The 17,191-nt window shown below is 46.8% G+C and carries 19 protein-coding genes and 1 tRNA gene; 8 read left to right on the top strand and 12 right to left on the bottom strand.

Going from position 1 to position 17,191, the window contains the following annotated elements:
* The first annotated feature begins 3 nt into the window (after nt 1-3).
* A complete protein-coding gene (locus K6J72_RS03780) occupies nt 4-510 on the top strand; it encodes a hypothetical protein (protein WP_221280822.1) in 507 nt (168 codons plus the stop codon).
* On the opposite strand, the gene K6J72_RS03775 is transcribed toward K6J72_RS03780, so the two are convergent.
* The 6 genes from K6J72_RS03775 to K6J72_RS03750 all read right to left on the bottom strand — a co-directional run bounded on the left by K6J72_RS03775 (nt 503) and on the right by K6J72_RS03750 (nt 7,709).
* A complete protein-coding gene (locus K6J72_RS03775) occupies nt 503-2,017 on the bottom strand; it encodes a TrbL/VirB6 family protein (RefSeq protein WP_221280821.1) in 1,515 nt (504 codons plus the stop codon). The two genes, K6J72_RS03780 and K6J72_RS03775, sit on opposite strands and share 8 nt — an antisense overlap.
* 1 nt (nt 2,018) lies before the next feature.
* Nucleotides 2,019-3,860 (bottom strand): AAA family ATPase, encoded by a 1,842-nt coding sequence (locus tag K6J72_RS03770; protein ID WP_221280820.1) that lies wholly within the window; start codon nt 3,858-3,860, stop codon nt 2,019-2,021.
* Between the two features lie 11 nt (nt 3,861-3,871).
* Nucleotides 3,872-4,432, bottom strand: a complete 561-nt coding sequence (locus tag K6J72_RS03765; RefSeq protein ID WP_221280819.1) for a hypothetical protein — start codon at nt 4,430-4,432, stop codon at nt 3,872-3,874.
* 107 nt (nt 4,433-4,539) lie between these two features.
* A complete protein-coding gene (locus K6J72_RS03760) occupies nt 4,540-4,944 on the bottom strand; it encodes a DUF4349 domain-containing protein (RefSeq protein ID WP_221280818.1) in 405 nt (134 codons plus the stop codon).
* A gap of 62 nt (nt 4,945-5,006) precedes the next feature.
* The gene (locus K6J72_RS03755; RefSeq protein ID WP_221280817.1) at nt 5,007-7,436 is read right to left on the bottom strand and encodes an SIR2 family protein; all 2,430 of its coding nucleotides are present in this window, start codon (nt 7,434-7,436) and stop codon (nt 5,007-5,009) included.
* A complete protein-coding gene (locus K6J72_RS03750; protein WP_221280815.1) occupies nt 7,437-7,709 on the bottom strand; it encodes a hypothetical protein in 273 nt (90 codons plus the stop codon).
* A 192-nt stretch (nt 7,710-7,901) separates the two neighbouring features.
* Between K6J72_RS03750 and hisS the strand changes: the two genes are divergently transcribed.
* Nucleotides 7,902-9,209: a histidine--tRNA ligase gene (gene hisS, locus K6J72_RS03745; protein WP_221280813.1), complete on the top strand. Its 1,308-nt coding sequence runs from the start codon at nt 7,902-7,904 to the stop codon at nt 9,207-9,209.
* Complete coding sequence (gene asd, locus K6J72_RS03740) at nt 9,206-10,198, top strand: aspartate-semialdehyde dehydrogenase (RefSeq protein ID WP_221280811.1); 993 nt, start codon at nt 9,206-9,208, stop codon at nt 10,196-10,198. Before hisS ends, asd begins: the two co-directional genes overlap by 4 nt.
* On the opposite strand, the gene K6J72_RS03735 is transcribed toward asd, so the two are convergent.
* The 5 genes from K6J72_RS03735 to rpsT all read right to left on the bottom strand — a co-directional run bounded on the left by K6J72_RS03735 (nt 10,185) and on the right by rpsT (nt 13,509).
* Nucleotides 10,185-10,688, bottom strand: coding sequence for a DUF2147 domain-containing protein (locus tag K6J72_RS03735; RefSeq protein ID WP_221280809.1), 504 nt, complete (start codon nt 10,686-10,688; stop codon nt 10,185-10,187). The genes asd and K6J72_RS03735 overlap by 14 nt on opposite strands.
* Before the next feature lie 7 nt (nt 10,689-10,695).
* Nucleotides 10,696-11,190: a YhcH/YjgK/YiaL family protein gene (locus K6J72_RS03730; protein WP_221280807.1), complete on the bottom strand. Its 495-nt coding sequence runs from the start codon at nt 11,188-11,190 to the stop codon at nt 10,696-10,698.
* Nucleotides 11,191-11,252: 62 nt separating this feature from the next.
* Nucleotides 11,253-12,161 (bottom strand): ACP S-malonyltransferase, encoded by a 909-nt coding sequence (locus K6J72_RS03725; protein WP_221280805.1) that lies wholly within the window; start codon nt 12,159-12,161, stop codon nt 11,253-11,255.
* A 1-nt stretch (nt 12,162) separates the two neighbouring features.
* On the bottom strand, nt 12,163-13,230 hold the full coding sequence (gene prfA / locus K6J72_RS03720; protein ID WP_221280803.1) for a peptide chain release factor 1: 1,068 nt from the start codon (nt 13,228-13,230) through the stop codon (nt 12,163-12,165).
* 3 nt (nt 13,231-13,233) lie between these two features.
* Nucleotides 13,234-13,509 (bottom strand): 30S ribosomal protein S20, encoded by a 276-nt coding sequence (rpsT, locus tag K6J72_RS03715; protein WP_221280801.1) that lies wholly within the window; start codon nt 13,507-13,509, stop codon nt 13,234-13,236.
* 79 nt (nt 13,510-13,588) lie between these two features.
* Here rpsT and glmM point away from each other — a divergent pair, with 79 nt between their 5' ends.
* The 5 genes from glmM to K6J72_RS03690 all read left to right on the top strand — a co-directional run bounded on the left by glmM (nt 13,589) and on the right by K6J72_RS03690 (nt 16,591).
* Nucleotides 13,589-14,923 (top strand): phosphoglucosamine mutase, encoded by a 1,335-nt coding sequence (gene glmM, locus K6J72_RS03710; RefSeq protein WP_221280799.1) that lies wholly within the window; start codon nt 13,589-13,591, stop codon nt 14,921-14,923.
* Nucleotides 14,920-15,372, top strand: coding sequence for a signal peptidase II (lspA, locus tag K6J72_RS03705; protein ID WP_221280795.1), 453 nt, complete (start codon nt 14,920-14,922; stop codon nt 15,370-15,372). The genes glmM and lspA overlap by 4 nt, the downstream gene beginning before the upstream one ends.
* 30 nt (nt 15,373-15,402) lie before the next feature.
* A tRNA-Val gene (locus K6J72_RS03700) sits at nt 15,403-15,478 on the top strand.
* Between the two features lie 142 nt (nt 15,479-15,620).
* On the top strand, nt 15,621-15,962 hold the full coding sequence (locus tag K6J72_RS03695) for a hypothetical protein (RefSeq protein ID WP_221280792.1): 342 nt from the start codon (nt 15,621-15,623) through the stop codon (nt 15,960-15,962).
* Nucleotides 15,959-16,591: a prolyl hydroxylase family protein gene (locus tag K6J72_RS03690; protein ID WP_221280791.1), complete on the top strand. Its 633-nt coding sequence runs from the start codon at nt 15,959-15,961 to the stop codon at nt 16,589-16,591. Before K6J72_RS03695 ends, K6J72_RS03690 begins: the two co-directional genes overlap by 4 nt.
* Nucleotides 16,592-16,636: 45 nt before the next feature.
* Here K6J72_RS03690 and K6J72_RS03685 read toward each other — a convergent pair whose 3' ends face one another.
* Nucleotides 16,637-17,101 carry a hypothetical protein gene (locus K6J72_RS03685; RefSeq protein WP_221280790.1) on the bottom strand — a complete coding sequence of 155 codons (465 nt, stop codon included), beginning with the start codon at nt 17,099-17,101 and terminating at the stop codon, nt 16,637-16,639.
* Nucleotides 17,102-17,191: the final 90 nt, after the last annotated feature.

The raw sequence follows: 17,191 nt of genomic DNA, 5'->3' as shown, positions 1-17,191 counted from the left end.
CACATGGATCATCAACCCGAAAACTCTCAAATCGATCGCTCTAAAATCCTCGTAGAAGAGGTTAAAAATTTGGAAGAAATCATTAAAAGGATGGCTTCCAATTCCCTAGAAATTAAAAAATGGACGGTGGCGCTGGTGGCAGGGGTGCTTGCCTTGAAAGTGGGGCGGGGGGCTTCCTCTTTAATCGCCCTGATCCCTCTTTGTGCCTTTTGGTATTTGGACGCTTTTTATTTGAGATTAGAGCGCATTTTTAGAAAAAAATACGAATGGCTCATTCAATACCGCCCAAAGCACGATGACCGCCTCTTTGACATGGATATAGGGGAGTTTAACAACCAAGTGGATTCTTGTTTCCAAATCGCTAAAAGCAAAAGCGTTTTGCTCTTTTATGGGGGGATTGGTGTCCCTCTCATGCTAGTTGCCCTCTATGATTTACAACCCTACCTCGCTGCTTTTGGGGCGGGGGTGCTTGGCGCTTGGCTTGTGTGCTATTTGTGCAAATCTAACTAAACCACCCCGCTATAGTGCTGCAAACAGATTTAAAACCGCTAGCCACAGAGCTCGCCACAGATTTAATGGCACTGCCTACGGCACTGATTGCCGATTTTAGGCCATTTGCCACGCTGGTGGCAAAGGATTTAGACGCTTCAGCGATTTTCTGCCCCACACTTGAGCCAGCTATATAGCCTAAAGTCGCCCCCACAAATCCGCCCACAACTGCGCCCGGTGGTCCAAAGATTGACCCGATAGCCATAAACAGCCCCTCGCCTGCAACGGCACTAACAATACCCGCAAGGGTGGATAAAGAGTTTATGTGGAGTTGTTCGATCGCCTGCTCGCCCGTGATTTCCCCCTTGCCTAATTTGTAGAGCACTTTAACATGGTCTATAGCAAGCGTGCCTAGCGCCACAAAGACATTTTTAGCCCCACATGCTTTAGGCAAAATCCCCTTTTCAGCAGCGACTTTAATGGCGGCAGCGGCGGCGGTTTTAGCGGTTGTATCCGCACCTGTGGTGATCGCTCTTTTAGCCATCTCTTGTGCCTTGCTTTTGTCAAACTTTTCTTTAGACAACATATGCGAAGCGCCATCGATCGCTAAAGAAACCCCGGCACTAAATAGCCCCACCTTGCCCGCCTCTTTGCCGATACTCCAAGCTAAGTCCCTAATTTGGTAATCGTTGTAGGTGTGTTCGGGGATTTTGCCCTCTTTTTGGGCTTTGCTCTGTAAGTCCTTGACTTCTTGCTTGCTTAAGGGGGTGCTGGTCGTGCCATCGGGGGCTTCTAGCTTGTCGGTAACTTTGAGCCCCTGCTCTTGGAGTTGTGCCTTTTGATCGCTGGGGACTAATTTTTGTTGCCCCCGATAGTCGCCCTCTTTAAAAGCTTTTTGTGTGCTTTGTGCGTCTTGTCCGTATTTGGATTGGTAACGGCTCACCACCTTGCCCTCTGCGTCTTTAATCACAATATCCACGCCGTTTTTGCTATAGCCACCTTCAGGGGTCAGCACCTCTGCCCGATACTGCGAGCCCCTAGCCGCAGCGTTGAGATTAAAGCTATTGGCATGCTGTTGTTCGGAGATAAAGCCGTCTAAATTAGGGTTTTGGCTAATGACCTTCTCGTTAGTGAGTAAGACACTTTGCATTTCATGGTTAACTTGCTTGATCGTCTGATCTAGGTTATTAAGATAGGGCATAACCTCTTGCGTGGCTAGGTTTTGGCTGGCTTTATGAAACTCGCTAGCCAGCCATTGCTCCTTAGTGCGTCCATTGGCTAGGGCTTTTTCTAAAGATTCTTGCTTTTGCTCGTAAATCTTCACCTCCGCCTCTATCTCGGCTCTTAGGGCTTTGGTGTCGCATCCGGGTAATTCTTGCGCTAATTGTTTTTCAATGCCCTCTATGCCCTCCTTTTCTTGCGCCTCTAAGAAACGCCCTAGAATTGCGCTAAAAGCGTGGGCTTGCTCTGGGGTGGGCATGGGCATGGGGCTAGGTAGGGGTGAGGGGTTAAAAATTATGGGTTGCATGCTAGTCCTTTTGGTCGTAGCTTAGGTTATTGGGGCGTTTTGCCTCGTATCTCAAGCCTTTTGTTGGCGTGGATTCGTAATCTTTGTTACTTGCCGAAACCACAAGGCTCTCCACAGACTGGTAAAAGCTGTCAATGGATTGCACTAAATTAAGCATGGTGGAGATGTCGCTAAGCTCCCCAGCATCGTATTCACTGCCGGCGTTCTTATCCAAACGCACCAAAGCCCCCACTAATTTATTACGCACATTTAAGCGGATTTTCTCCCTTAATTTTGTGCTGTAATTGCAATCCCTGTCCTCACTGATTAGCTCCTCGCACGCCACAGACTCGCCGGCGTTTTTTAGGTGCAATTTTTGGGCTTGCACCCGAATGGCGTGGATTTTGGCGTGCATGGTCTTGGTGATGGGTATAGTAGATTTGAAAGCCTCTTGAAAATCATATTTATCTATGTTCCCCCCACTAATAAACGCCTCTTGCACCGCTAATTTGACGAGATTTTCTAAATCCGCCCCACTAAAGCCCTCGCACTCTTTGGCAAGGCTTTTTAAGTCTAGGTGCTCTGGGTTTTGCTGGCGTTTTTGTAGGTGGATTTTTAAAATTTGCTCCCTCTCTGCCACACCGGGCAAATCCACAAAAAACAGCTCGTCAAACCGCCCCTTGCGTAAAAACTCAGGGGGAAAGCGGGTGATGTCATTGGCTGTGGCTACGATGAAAACCATGCTGGTTTTCTCCTCCATCCAAGTCAAAAAATGCCCAAATAGCCGCCTGCTGACCTCGTGTGCCCCCTCGTTTGCCCCCATGCCGCTAAACGCCTTTTCGATCTCATCGATCCACAGCACACAGGGGCTGATGGCTTCGGCTAATTGCAAAGCCGCGCGCATGTTCTCCTCGCTCTGGCCTATGAATTTGCCAAACAACCGCCCCACATCTAGGCGGACTAAGGGGAGCTTAAACAACCCCGCACACGCCTTCGCGTTTAAAGACTTCCCACACCCAGGCACGCCCACGACCAAAACCCCCTTTGGCATATCCACGCCCCTTTGGCTGGCTAAGTCCAAATTGGCGATGATGTGCGCTTGCGCTTTTAGCCAGTGTTTGAGCCTTTCTAGCCCGCCCATGTGCGCTAAGTCCTCTCCCTCCTTAGGACGCACCATTTCTAAAAGATTGGTCTTTTTAATGCGTTGTTCTTTCTCTTGGATCACGAAGTCCCGGCTTTGGGCGTTGATACCCCCCCTTTGATAGTAGGCTAGGCGTAAAATCTGCTCGATTTGCACCTCCCTTAAGCCCTTGCAATCTAGGGCTAATTCCTTTGCCACTTGCTCCTCTAGCGGGATTTGGTTGGCTTTGGCAAACTTTGTAATGGTATCTAAGATTTGGGTTTTATCCGGCAGGGGGATGTCAAAAATGCGGGTGTAAATCTCTAGCTCTTTGGGGATGGTGGGCGTGCCTAAATGGGTGGAGAAAATAAAAATCGTGGCGTTGTAAGCGGCGTTGTTTAAAATCAAGCGCGCCATGCGTTGCAAGAGCGCCACCGCACTAGGGCTTTGCTCTAGCTCATTCTCAATGTCTTTAAGCACCAAAAACAGCTCGGTGTCAAAGGGGCGGTCGTAGTGGGCTTTTAAAAAGCTTGTCAAATCTTGGGGGTGCTCTAAATCTAGGGGGCGTTTGCTTTGAAAATCTAATGCCCCTAAGGCGTTGTCAAATTCTAAACACTCCCTACCCTCCCTCACTTGTGCGACAAGCACATCTAAAGCGTCCTTGTCTTGGCATTGCAGATACAAAATGGGGGCGTGGGTGTCTATGAGTTGCTGGAGTTGTTGGGCTAAATTTATGGGGGTCATGGGGGTCTCCTTTAAAGGTCGAGTTCTAGGTAGGATAGGCTGTGTGTGCCACTGGCTTGGCTGTCTTTAACCACTTTTAGAGTGCGGGTGATGTATAACCCTTTACCAATTTTCTTAAGCAGTTTATCGTTGTCATCGAGCACAAAACCAATTTCTCTTGCCACATAGTTTTCATTCGTTAATGCTACATTGAAGCCTCCCCTATCGAAACAAAAACAAACCAATTTGCCGAAGTCATGGGCTTTTGTTGCTAGGGTGTCAAACTTTAAGTTAAGGTGATAGGTGTTTTTGCCAATAAGGCGTGCCAAATCGTTTAGGTCATGGGGTAAGTGGTCGCTCCATTGTTTAGCCTCATGGGTTGCAAAAATGGGGCTAGCTAAGAGATAAAACAACAAGGCGGTAGAAACTTTGGGGTTGCCATGATTACCCATTGCTCCAAGCACACTTGCAAAAATCACATTAGGTAAATTTTCTTCTATGTCTCCTAACACATAGGGCATAGACAGCTCGCTTAAATGGTCTGCGATTTCGTTTTTATCTTTCTCCAAAAAGTCGGCGTAATCCTTTAGCAACTCTTTTAAAGCCGCCTTGCCTGTTACTAAACCTTTGGCGTTGAGAAGTTTTTGCTTGAGTGCCTCATAATTGCTCGACCTTTCCTCAAGCGTTTTGTAATGACTTGTTAATGTTTTGCTAGGCTGCGTTGGGTTTTGTGGGGGGGGGATTGCAGGGTTTTTAGCTGTGCCTTTAGGCTTGCAATCTCCGCTCTTAGGGCTTCTTTTTCTGTCTCTAGGGCTTCTTTTTCTTGCATGTCTTTATGGTTCTCTAGCATGTCTTGGATACTCTCCTTGCTCTCCTCAATCCCAAAGACCCCACATAACGCATTTAAAATGTCTGCGTCCTCTGTGGCTTTAATCGCTTCCACGCCCTCTAACTCACTCGCATACCCTCTTGACTTAAGCCAGCGGTGCAGAGTACCGCTTTTATAGTGCTCCAAAATATCCAGCAAATTAAAATGCTCTTTAAGTTGCTCTAAACTCGTAACTTTTTCCCCATCGCAATGTAGGGCAAACTTGGCTAATTTCATGGAACGCTCCTTATAAAAAAGATAAAAGCTCATTATAGTGGATTTTGGCTTGAGAGTGGAACTTATGCATGGGGGCAATCCTGCATTTCTTGCAACAATTTCTCCAGCCATGGGCAATATTTTTTGTGCGCTTTGGTTTGCGCATAGTCCTCTTTGTGATCTAGGATACACTGCAATTTGTCCTTTATGGCTTTTTTGACATCCTCATCGCCGGATTGGTGAAGGGCTTTGATGAGGGGGAGGAAGGTTTGGTTGTATTGGATGGCTTGGACATCTATCATGGCTTCCAAGCCTTCTGGGAAACTAGATTGTCCATTGTCGACAAAGCGGATATATTTTTGGTGAATCTTGTCTATAAACCCAGTGATTAATTTTTGGTATTTTTCGCCCGTTATTTTTATTTTTTCTACTATCTTTGAGAAGATTTGCTGTGCTTCCATTTCATACCCTCCAGCCTTATCTTCAACGAAAAGATTGAGATAAGACAGCACCAAAGCCAAGCACTTTTGCAAATCAAGGGCGTTATTTTTGGATTGTTCGTCTATAAAATGCCCTATTCTTTCATATTGGACAAGGCTTACCACCTTTTTGTGCTCTTGGATTTTATCATTGACTTTTTTTATCATGCTGTCAAAAGCGTTTTGGGTGAGCGAGCAATACGAGGCTAGGAATAAGAAATTGTCAAACCAACGACTACCCCTAGTGGTGAAAGCTCCATATGTTTTAAATTTGGAACAAATGCCTTTAAACATTTTTTCTAAAAAATCCTCATTGATTTTAATACAAAAAGTGACTCCCGTAAAATATTCTCGAAAAATCTCCTTTAATTCTCTGGTTTGAAAATATTTAACGCTATGGCTAAAAATCTCCTCGTTTACTGGCAATATGGGTATTTCTCTCTTCATATTGTTTGTACTTCGGAGATCAATGCTGGTTTGACACCAATAGCATTCAAGGGCTCTTGTATAAACCATTCTATGCCTTTCAAGCCTTGGAATGATCAAACAATTGCCAATCCTCGTACGATTAAACTCTTGAAGTTTTTCCAATATTTCTTGTTTAAAGTCGTTGGGATCAGAATACCCCCTATTTTCCCAACATGAGCGGATTCTTGCAACCTGTTGCTCAAAATAATTCTCAAGCCGTGAGATGCGCTTTAGCGTGCTTTTTTCATTTAAGGGCAATTCAAGCAAAAAGTCTTCCCACGCGCCACTGTCTAGATTGTTGCATTCACCAGGATAAAATCCCCAACACTTGTTAAATTGACTCGAAAACCATATTTTAGATTCTTTATTTCTGCGAGTTTTCGCGAACACTTCTTGGCATTGTTGATAAATTTCCAGCATGATCTCATCATCAATACGGTTTTCAAAAAGTAAAAAATACTTCAAAAGCTTGTCTTTAAGAGACAATTCTTTGGACATCTCTAAAGCATCTATCTTTTGTTGCAACACATTAAAGTCAAATGATAGGAGAATATCTCCGATATCTTGTACTTCGTGATTCTTTAAAACCAGCCTTTCGCCATGCTTTTCTTTAATTTCCTTAAAGAAATCTTTTAATTCCTCTACATGCTCTTGTGCATTGTCTAATCCCTTGCCAAAAACCTCACTAAGATACAAGACATGGATATTTTTGTTTTGATAAAACCCAAACTCGATCGGTTCAAATTTAGCATTTGTTTTAATAAAGTAAATCGGTTTTACATTCTTTGAGCAAGAATTCACCCAAGAAATGATTTGTTTGACATTGGGATCGCTCAAAGAATACCCCACCAACACAACAAGATCGGTTGAGAAAACCCCCTTGATGTAGTTTTCAATGAGAGGAAAGTTTTGGCTGTATTCTAAATAGTCCTTTTCTCTAAAAACAATATTCCTTCTATCCAAACTTCCGTGTATTTTGATGAGTTTTGAAAAGCCTGCAGAGTCTCCCATATCTGCATCGGCTTTGATGATGTCAAAAAACATGCCCTCTGCACTAATGGCCTTTTCAAATAAATTATCCCAATTTGTTGTGATGAGGTTTCCCAGGTTAAGTTTAACGATTTCTAGATGTAGTGTGTTGGGCTCGGCATCATTGCCATCCGGAGTTTTTAAGACCTCGCTTAATGTGCGGTAATAGACATTGTTTCCAAATTGATTGAAAAACTTCTCGGCCAAGACAAGATGGTCCCTGTCTCTTTTGATCTCATCATAAAGTTTTTCTTTGAGCTGTTCTTCAACTCTCTTTATCAGATCAACCAATTCGTTTTGTGAGAGTGCGCCATGCTGGCTAGAAAATTTCTTGGCAAGGTTAAGATGCGCTTCATCTCTTTTTGCATCACCATAAAGTTTGCTTCTAAGAGCCTCCATCAATCCGTCCCACGATGGCAATTTAGACCCTGCACTGATTCCAGCCCCGGCAAAGATGCTTAAATAGTTTTCATTGTGTGCCTTTTTGATGTTTTCTAGGGATGTCTCAATGAAAATTTGGTGATCACCACCAGCCATTCAGCCCCCCCAACACACCCTATTTTTGTCCCAAACCTTGTGCGTTGTTGGGGCAAGTTGGTGAGTTTCATGGAGGTTACTTAAGGTTTGTGCGGTTTTCATCGCCTCTGCACTCTCTGGAGCACCGACACACCCCCTTTGAGCGTAGCCAGTGGTGTAGAGTTGCGCTTTGACATGCTCTAAAATGTCTAAGAGATTCAAACGCTTTTTGAGCTGGTCTAGGCTAACGATTTTCTCTCCATCGCGATGTAACTTAAACTTGGCTAATTCCATAGACTGCTCCTTTAGAAATAAAAACCATTATAGGATATTTTGGCAACAGATGGGGCTTTTGGGGTGGTTTTAGGGGGGCTTGGAGGGGCGTTGAAAAAATTCACAAAATTTCACAAAGCAACCCCCTATTTTTAACAGGGTTAAAAGGTTTTTTGCAACATAATAGCCCCTCTATTTGACATAAGGACAGCGATGATCACCCCCAAGACCTTGAGTGGCTTTAAGGACAGACTCCCCAAAGAGGCGATGGCAAAGCAAACCGTGCTCGAAAAGCTCGCCCGTGTGTTTAAAAGCTTTGGATTTGTACCCATTGAAACCCCGCATTTAGAATACGCCCACATTTTGACCCAAGAGGAGGGCGACATCCAAAAAGAAATTTATCTTTTTAAAGACCATGGCAAAAGAGAGGTGGGGCTAAGGTTTGATCAAACCATCCCTTTAGCCCGCTTCATCGCCCAACATCACAACGCCCTAGGCTTGCCCTTTAAACGCTACGCCATCGGCAATGTCTTTAGGGGGGAAAGGGCACAAAGGGGGCGTTATCGAGAATTCACGCAATGCGATTTTGACTTCATCGGCAGCCATAGTTTGCTGTGCGACAGCGAGGTGATCCAAGTCATCATCTCCAGCTTAAAAGCCCTAGACTTGGAGGAGTTTTGCGTGTGGATCAACCACCGCAAAATCTTAAACGGGCTGTGCGCCCACTTTGGCTTAAACTCTAGCGAGGAGGTGGTAACTTTCTTACGCATTGTGGATAAACTGGGCAAAATCGGCGAGCAGGGCGTACTTTTAGAGCTTGGGGAGCACTTTAGCCAAGACTTCAAACCCCTTTTACAGATTTTAAACACCAAGCAAGAGGAGGAAAGCACAGAGTTTTTTAAAAGCGTGGCGCATTTAAAAGACTTGCACCCCTTGATCAAAGAGGGCTTGGAGGAGCTAGAGGAGTTGTTTAACTTGCTCTTAAGCCTAGAGATCGACCCCGACCACTTTAAAGTGGATTTTTCCATCGCTAGGGGGCTTGGCTACTACACAGGCATCATTTACGAAACCACGCTAAGCCAGCTCACCAGCTTGGGCAGTGTATGCTCTGGGGGGCGTTACGACAATTTAGCCAGAAGTTTTAGCACCCAGAATTTGCCCGGCGTGGGGGCTTCTATCGGGCTGGATCGCTTGCTAGTGGCTTTGGAGGAGTTAGAATTGGTGGAGAATAAATCCACGAGTGCGAGGGTTTTGGTGGTGTGTATGGAGGCCAAGCACTTTGCGTATGCGAGCCAAATCGCCCAAAAGTTCCGCCAAAGCGAGATCAACACCGAGCTCTACCCCGAGATTGAGAAATTAAAAAAGCCTTTTAGCTACGCCAACCACAAGGGACATGAGTTTGTGGTGGTCTTAGGAGAAGAGGAAGTCAAAAAGGAGAGTTTAACTTTGAAAAACATGACAACCGGCATGCAATTTAACCATTTGAGCTTTTTAAGAGCGTTGGCGATGGTGAGCGAATGAAAACTTATAATGTTGCTTTAGTGGGGGCGAGTGGGGCGGTGGGCGCGGAGCTCATCAGCATTTTAGAGGAGATCAGCTTCCCTGTGGGGCGGTTTTTACCCCTAGTGAGCGCAAGAAGTGCGGGGCAGAAAATCCACGCTTTTAGCCAAGAATACACCTTGCAAGAAACCACGCCTGAAAGCTTTAAGGATATAGACATTGCCTTTTTTAGTGCAGGCTCTAAGGTGAGCGAGCAACTTGCTCCCCTAGCGGCCAAGGCGGGGGCGGTGGTGATCGACAACACGAGCTTTTTCCGCCTTGAGGAGGGTGTACCCCTAGTGGTGCCCGAGGTCAATCCACAAGACTTAACGCATTGCCCTAAGAACATCCTCGCTAATCCTAATTGCTCCACGATCCAAATGGTGCAGGTGTTAAACCCCTTACACCAAGCCTTTGGCATTGTACGGGTAGATGTCAGCACCTACCAAGCCGCCAGCGGTGCGGGCAAAAGGGGCTTAGAGGAATTGAAGGCACAAATGGCGGGCAGTACCTACGCACAAGTGTTCCCCCACCCCCTAGCCTTAAATGTGATCCCACAAATTGATGTTTTTATGGATCATGGCTACACCAAAGAAGAATTAAAAATGGTGCGTGAAACCCATAAAATCATGCACGCCGACTTTGCCATCAGCGCCACTTGTGTCCGGGTACCCGTGCTAAGAAGCCATAGCGAGAGCATCAGCATCCGCTTTAAAACCCCCGTGAGTGCTAAAAAAGCGCACGGAGTGCTAAAAAATGCACCCAATATCGTTTTAGTGGATGACCCTGCAAACAAGCTTTACCCCATGCCCATCACCGCCACAAGCACAGACCAAACTTTTGTAGGCAGGGTAAGGGGCGATCTCTTTGACCCCCACACTTTGCACCTGTGGTGTGTCGCCGATCAGTTAAGGGTGGGTGCAGCCACAAATGCCGTGAGGATTGCTAATGAGTGGATCAAGACCCACTAGGGAGCTGTTTGAGGGTCTGCAAGACCCCAGAGAGGTCAGGCTTTTTAATGCCCTTTTCTTTTAAGTAGTCTTCGCTCACTCTTTTCCAAATAAAGGTCTTGCCAAAGAACCCTCGCCGATCCAAACTTGGCAAAAACCTTAAATCCCCGTTTTTATCTTGGTGGATTTGCACATAATAGGTACGCCCATCGTAGAAGTTGTACGCCTTGCCATTTTTATAGGTGTTGCCACACACACGGGTGAGCCCATACAAAAACACCACGCCCTTATCGCTTCTATCTCTTAGGGCGGGGTCTTTGTTGTAAATGTCCTTTCTAGCCGGCGAGCCGTCCACATTGGCGATCCCATAGGCATAGTAGCGATCCCCGTATTTAAAAAACTCCACATACGAGCTCTTCATGTATAAAAAGGCTTGGGTTTTGTAAATCCCATCTAAACTTTCCGCCAGCAAGGGCAAGCCCATGCTGACCGCTAAAAACACATGCTTCATCAAAACTCTATAACTTAAATTTAACGAGATTTATGGGGACTTTCACCACGACTTTATAGACGAGCCCGGGCTTATGCGCCTCTGTGGTGTGTGCATCATGGGGGAATAAGATCACAAGCATTCCAGCGTGCAAGGGCACAGAGTAGCACAGGCTGTTGTGCTGGTAGGTTTCTTGGTCTTTATCTAGGTTGTAAGGCGTTAGCACGCTTAAATCTGTTTTGTCGGCTAGGTGTAAAATCTCGCCCCCCATCACCACTAATAAGAAATCTATGCATTCTTTATGTGTTTCAAGCGTGCCTAGCTCAGGGCTGTAGACAATCTCAATGGCACACATCCCGGACCCCAATTCTTTGACCATTGAGCTTGCCTGCCTTTGCAACAAGGCTTGGCAGGCGGGGTGCTTGGGGTCACAAATTTGCTTTAAATAGGTGTAAAGGTTTTCCAACTCTTGGGTTTTAGAAAACAAACCCGCCAAAGAGTCTAATTTACCGATGACCGCCATTTTCTCTCCAAAATCTCATCTAAGCCCCCCATTTTAGCAAAAAAGCCTAAACAAAGGGCAAACTAAGCCAGCAAGGCTTCCTTCAACTCGGCGGTATTGGTGATGCTGTAAGTGGGCTTAGAGCTTAGGCGTTTGTTAAGATTCTTCAGCACGCTTGTGCCAAACTCCACATAAAAAGAGTCTTCCTCTCCGCACACGCTCAAGCAATCGCTGTAGCGCACAGGCTGTGTGAGCTGCACGCCCAAACACTCCAAAGCCCCCTCTTTGTCCTTATAGACTCGGGTTGTGGCGTTAGACACCACGCCAAAGTTGTAGCTGTCTTTTAAATGTTGCTCTAGCAAGGCTTTAAAGGGTTGTACCATCGGCTCTAAAAGGGGGCAATGGCTCACCACGCTCATGGGCAGCAACACCAACTTTTTTGCTCCAAAGCTCTTAGGCTCTAGGTTTTTTAAATACGCCTTAGCCCCCGCGAGCACGACTTGCGAGCCATTGAAATTTGCGGCATAGAGTGTGTTTCCTGCCTCTCTGGCCTGCAAGCAAAAGGACTCTAAGAGGGCAATGTCTGCTCCCAAAACCGCTAGCATGCCCATCTCTTGGCCTAATTTAGCGCACACTTCCTCCATTAAACGCCCCCGCTCAAAGACAAGTTTTAGGCCATGCTCTAAATCCAATGCCCCACTTGCCCCATTTGCGCTGATCTCGCCTAGCGAATGCCCTAGGGCCAGCTGTGGCAACTTGCCCCCCTCTTGCTGATAAACTGCGTAAGCCATGAGCGATACTAAAAAAATCGCGCTTTGGGTGTAAGCACTTTGGTTGATGAGGGGGTTTTCGCTCCAAAGTAACTTTGCCATGTCGGTGTGTAAGTGGTCGCTTGCCCTCTCACACATTTGTTTGGCTAGGCTAAAGTTAGCGCATAAATCCTGTCCCATGCCGATATGCTGCGAGCCTTGCCCGCCAAAAAGTGCCACCATCTTACTCTCCTTGTTGCTCTAAGCCCTGCGCCTGTGCGTGGGCGATCAGGGGCTCGATCACGGGGTCTAAATTGCCCGAAAGCATCAATTCCTCAAGGCTGTACAAAGTTAAATTAATGCGGTGATCGCTCAGGCGGTTTTGCGGATAGTTGTAGGTGCGGATCCGCTCACTGCGATCCCCGCTGCCCACTTGCATTTTACGGCTGGCGGAGTTCGCCTCTTGTTGTTCCTCAATTTGCTTTTCATACAAGCGGGCTTTTAAAATTTTTAACGCCTTGTCGCGGTTTTTGTGTTGCGACTTTTCATCCTGCATAGACACGCTGATGCCCGTAGGCACATGCGTGATTCGCACCGCCGAGTCGGTGGTGTTCACACACTGCCCACCATGCCCGCCCGCCCTAAAGACTTCAATGCGTAAATCGCTGGGGTTGATGTTCACCTCCACATCGTCCACTTCGGGCATGATCGCCACGGTTACGGCAGAAGTGTGGATTCTCCCCTGCGACTCGGTTTCGGGGACTCTTTGCACCCTGTGTGTGCCCGCCTCAAATTTCAGCCTTGAATACACCCCCTGCCCCTTGATTAAAGCGATCATCTCTTTATACCCGCCCACGCTGTTTTCACTAGAGCTCACGATCTCCACCTTCCAGCGCTTCAAGTCGGCGTAACGGCAATAGGCCTTAAACAAGTCGCCCACAAAAATCCCGGCCTCATCGCCCCCCGTGCCTGCCCTAAGCTCCAAATAAATGTTCTTATTGTCGTTGGGGTCTTTGGGGATTAAAAGGATTTTTATACGCTCCTCTAGGGTGTTTTTTTCTTCCTCTAGGGCTTTGAGCTCTTCTTTAGCTAACTCGCCCAGCTCTTTATCCTCTAATAGGGCTTTGTTCTCTTGTATGCCCTCTAAGAGCTGTAGGTAGGTTTTAGCGGCCTGGGCGAGCTCTTCGATCCCCGCTTGTTCCTTGCTTAGGGCGGTGAGTTGCTTGATGTCGGCTAAAACTTCGGGCTGGGTGAGGGCGTGGGCGAGCGCATCGTAGCGATCGACGATCGCCTGCAGTTTGTTAGACAGCACAGCTTAGGCAGTGGCTAGGGCGATCTTTTTCACGCTGGCATTTAGACGGGACACTTTTCTAGAAGCGGTGTTTTTCTTTAAAACCCCCTTGCTGACGAATTTATGCAACTCTTTATTGGCCACCTTTAAAGCGTCTTGAGCCTTATGTACATCGTGGCTGGCGACCGCCTCTCTCACGGCTTTGATGATGTTTTTAACGCGCGTCTTATAAAAGCGGTTGCGCTCAGTGCGCTTGATGGTTTGGCGAATCCTTTTTTCAGCGGACTTATGGTTAGCCACGACTTAATCCTTTTATCAAAAATAATATGGCAGGATTCTATCTAAAAAAGCATTAAAGACTGATTAAATAGGACATGGCATGGTTTTTGGCACAGATGGGGTGCGGGGCAAGGCGGGGGTAGAGATCACGCCTATGTTTGTGATGCGTCTTGGCATCGCCGCAGGGCTTTACTTCAAAGAGCAAGCCAGCAGCAATAAAATTTTAGTCGGCAAGGACACCCGCAAGAGCGGGTATATGATCGAAAACGCCCTTGTGAGTGCCTTAACGAGCGTGGGTTATGATGTCATGCAAATTGGGCCCATGCCCACGCCCGCTATTGCCTTTTTGACTGAAAACATGCGTTGCGATGCGGGGGTGATGATCAGCGCGAGCCACAACCCCTTTGAAGACAATGGCATTAAGTTTTTTGACCGCTTTGGGGATAAACTCCAAAGGCAGAGCGAAGAAGAGATCGAAAAAATCTTTAGCGACACCAAGCGTTTAGAGAGCAGTTGCCAATGTGGCGTGGCGATCGGCAGTTCTAAGCGCATTGACGATGTGATCGGGCGTTACATTGTGCATTTAAAAAACTCTTTCCCCAAACATTTAAGCCTACAGGGCATGCGCATTGTCATAGACACGGCAAATGGCGCGGGCTATAAAGTCGCCCCCATTGTCTTTAGCGAGCTGGGTGCAGATGTGATTGTCATCAATGATGAGCCCAGCGGGAGCAACATCAACGCCCAGTGTGGCGCGCTCTACCCCTTGGAACTCAGCCAAGAAGTCAAACGCTACCGCGCCGATTTAGGCATCGCTTTAGATGGGGACGCGGATCGGCTCGTGGTGGTGGATAATTTGGGCGAAGTGGTGCATGGCGACAAACTCATCGGGGTCTTAGCCACCTACCAACAGCAACAAGAAAAACTAGCCCACGACAAAATCGTGGTGACCACCATGAGCAATTTAGCTCTGCAAGCCTATTTAGAAAAACAAGGCATCGCCTTAGTGCGCTGTGGGGTGGGCGATAAGCTTGTGAGAAAAAGCATGCAAGAGCACCAAATCAATTTTGGGGGCGAGCAAAGCGGGCACATCATTTTTGGCGATTATGCCAAAACGGGCGATGGGATCATGAGCGCGTTGCAAGTGGCCGCCTGTGTGCTTGAAAACAACAAGCCCAGCAGCGTGGTGCTCAACCCCTTTGAATTGCACCCCCAAATTTTAGAAAATGTCCGCATCAAGCACAAAAAGCCCCTAGAGCAAATCCCCGGCTTTAGTGAGCTTGTCGCCAGCCTAGAGCAAGAAGGTTTGCGCCATTTGATCCGCTACTCAGGCACAGAAAATATTTTACGCATTTTGCTAGAGGGGGAGCAACAAGCCCATTTAGAAAAACGGGCGCAGGAGTTGCAGGCGTTTTTTAAAGAGCATTTGACTTGACCCCCGCCCTGAAATTTTGGCTTGCCTTTGGGCTTGCCATCGTTGCCGACCAAATCATCAAGCAATGCATCCTGCATGGCGTGCGCTATGAAGGCCCTGTGATCTCTATCGTGCTCGCCTACAATGAGGGTGTGGCGTTCTCTATGCTGCACTTTTTGGGGGTGTGGCTGAAGTATTTGCAAGTGGTGTTGCTGGTGGGGCTTGGGGTGTTTTTGTGGCGGCAAAAGGCGTTGTTTCAAGAAAACGCCTTGCCCTTTGGGTTGGTTTTAGGCGCGGGGGTTTCTAATGTACTTGATCGCTTTGTGCATGGGCATGTGATCGATTATGTCTATTGGCATTATAAATTTGACTTTGCGATCTTCAACCTTGCCGATGTGTTGATCGATGTGGGCGTGGGGCTTTTGATTTTAAAGAGCTTTAAGGCAAAAGACAAGCAAAGTAAGCTATAATGCCCGCTTTTATGAAACAATCCCTATTGCGGTCGCGTAGCTCAGTTGGTAGAGCACTACCTTGACATGGTAGTGGTCGTTGGTTCGAGTCCAATCGTGGCCACCATCAAAGCCCTAAAAATCCATATGTAAAAGATTTGAAACACCGAAACGCCAAAAGCTAAAATCCCAAACCTTGCCCCCACACAAGCACAATAAAACCAACAATGCGCTACAATTCAAGCCTATTTTATCATAAGGACATGCCGATGAAAGCCGCGAAGTTTGCCTTAAACTGCGATGGGCAAAAGATTAGGAATCTCAAGGATTTAAAAGAGCATTTTGACATTTTAGATGTGCTGGAGTTGTTTAAGAACCAAACCTTGCACCGCTGGCTGAAATTCAACAACCATGCCCAAGAATTGCAAGCGATCCAAGCCATCAATGCTCCCCAAGATTTAGAGATCGTCTGCCAGCTTTGCCAAATTTTTGGCGTGTCTGTAAATCGGGGCGTGCTTGAAGAGATGTTTGCCTTTTCTACCCCCACCCAGCAAACCCTTCCCCAAACCCAAATTTTACCCCCCCCACTTTTAGAAAAACCGATCTATTGACTTCCTTAGACAATTTAACCCTACCTGTGCGCTTAAGGGCGAATGAACCGGGCATTCTGTTGATTGAAAACTTTTTAAGCCCTGAGGATTGTGCCGAGCTGATGAACTTAAGCCTGCCCCACTTAAAACCCTCCATGATCTATAACTCCCAAACAGGCAGCTTAGAGCCCTCCACGACTCGCACCAGCCATGGGACTTTCTTTGATTGGGGGGCCAATGCTGTTGTGAGTCGCATTGAAGCAAAAATCACAAATCACTTTGGCTACCACCTAGAGCAGCAAGAGTGCATCCAAATCCAGCGCTATAGGGTGAATCAAGAGTATAAACCCCATTGGGACTACTACCAACCGCACTTAGGCAGCGACAATGCCGAGTCCCTGCGCAATAAAGGGCAACGCATCGCCACATTTTTATTCTATTTGCAACCAGCCAAACAGGGGGGCGGTACGGTGTTTCCTGAAATGGGGTTGCACTTCACCCCAAAAGCGGGCAGTTTGATCTACTTTGAAAACATCAAACAACTGCCCGAAGACTTTGAATTGCAACCCTTGAGTTTGCACGGGGGTGTGCCCGTGCTTGAGGGGGAAAAATGGATCGCCACCAAGTGGATCAGACAGCCCAAGTGTTGACCTTCCATCTTAAGCCCGTGCCTGCGTGTTTAAGACAAGATGGTGCTATTTTTTAAATAAGCGCATTTGGTAGGTCAAGACTCTTTGGCTCTCGGCATCTAGGCTGTAGCGTTTGTCATAAGCATTTTGCACGGCGATTTTTAAAATGTCTTTTTGGTCTTGATACATTTCATCGTCCCAAATGTCTAGCACAATTTGGTAGAGTTGGATGTTTTGCACCAAGAGCTCAAACACCCGCATGCGGTCTTTCAAATATAGGTGTTCGTCTAGAGCGTAATCGGCGACATTGACACAAATGCGATCAAAGACCCAAGAAGCTAGACGGGCGTTTAAAATGCCCTCCAGATAGTTCTTTGCCTTCTCTAGTTGCGCTTGCAAATTGCACCGATCTGAAAAAAGCAACACCGATAAAATCAAGATATAGATGTTGAGCCGTTTGCCCAAAGAGCGGGTTTTCCATTTAATGAGCCATTTTCTCACTTTAGACATTTCGCTTAAGGGGTTTTGCATGTGGTGCCTTTTTGTTTATCTTAACATTTTATCGCTATTCTTGGGGCTATGGTTAAAGTGTGGGTTTCTTGTGTTAGACTACACTTTTTG

Origin of the sequence: Helicobacter sp. NHP19-003 (assembly GCF_019703305.1) — a bacterium.
Classification (GTDB): Bacteria; Campylobacterota; Campylobacteria; order Campylobacterales; family Helicobacteraceae; genus Helicobacter; species Helicobacter gastrocanis.
This window is presented reverse-complemented; position numbering and strand designations above follow the sequence as displayed.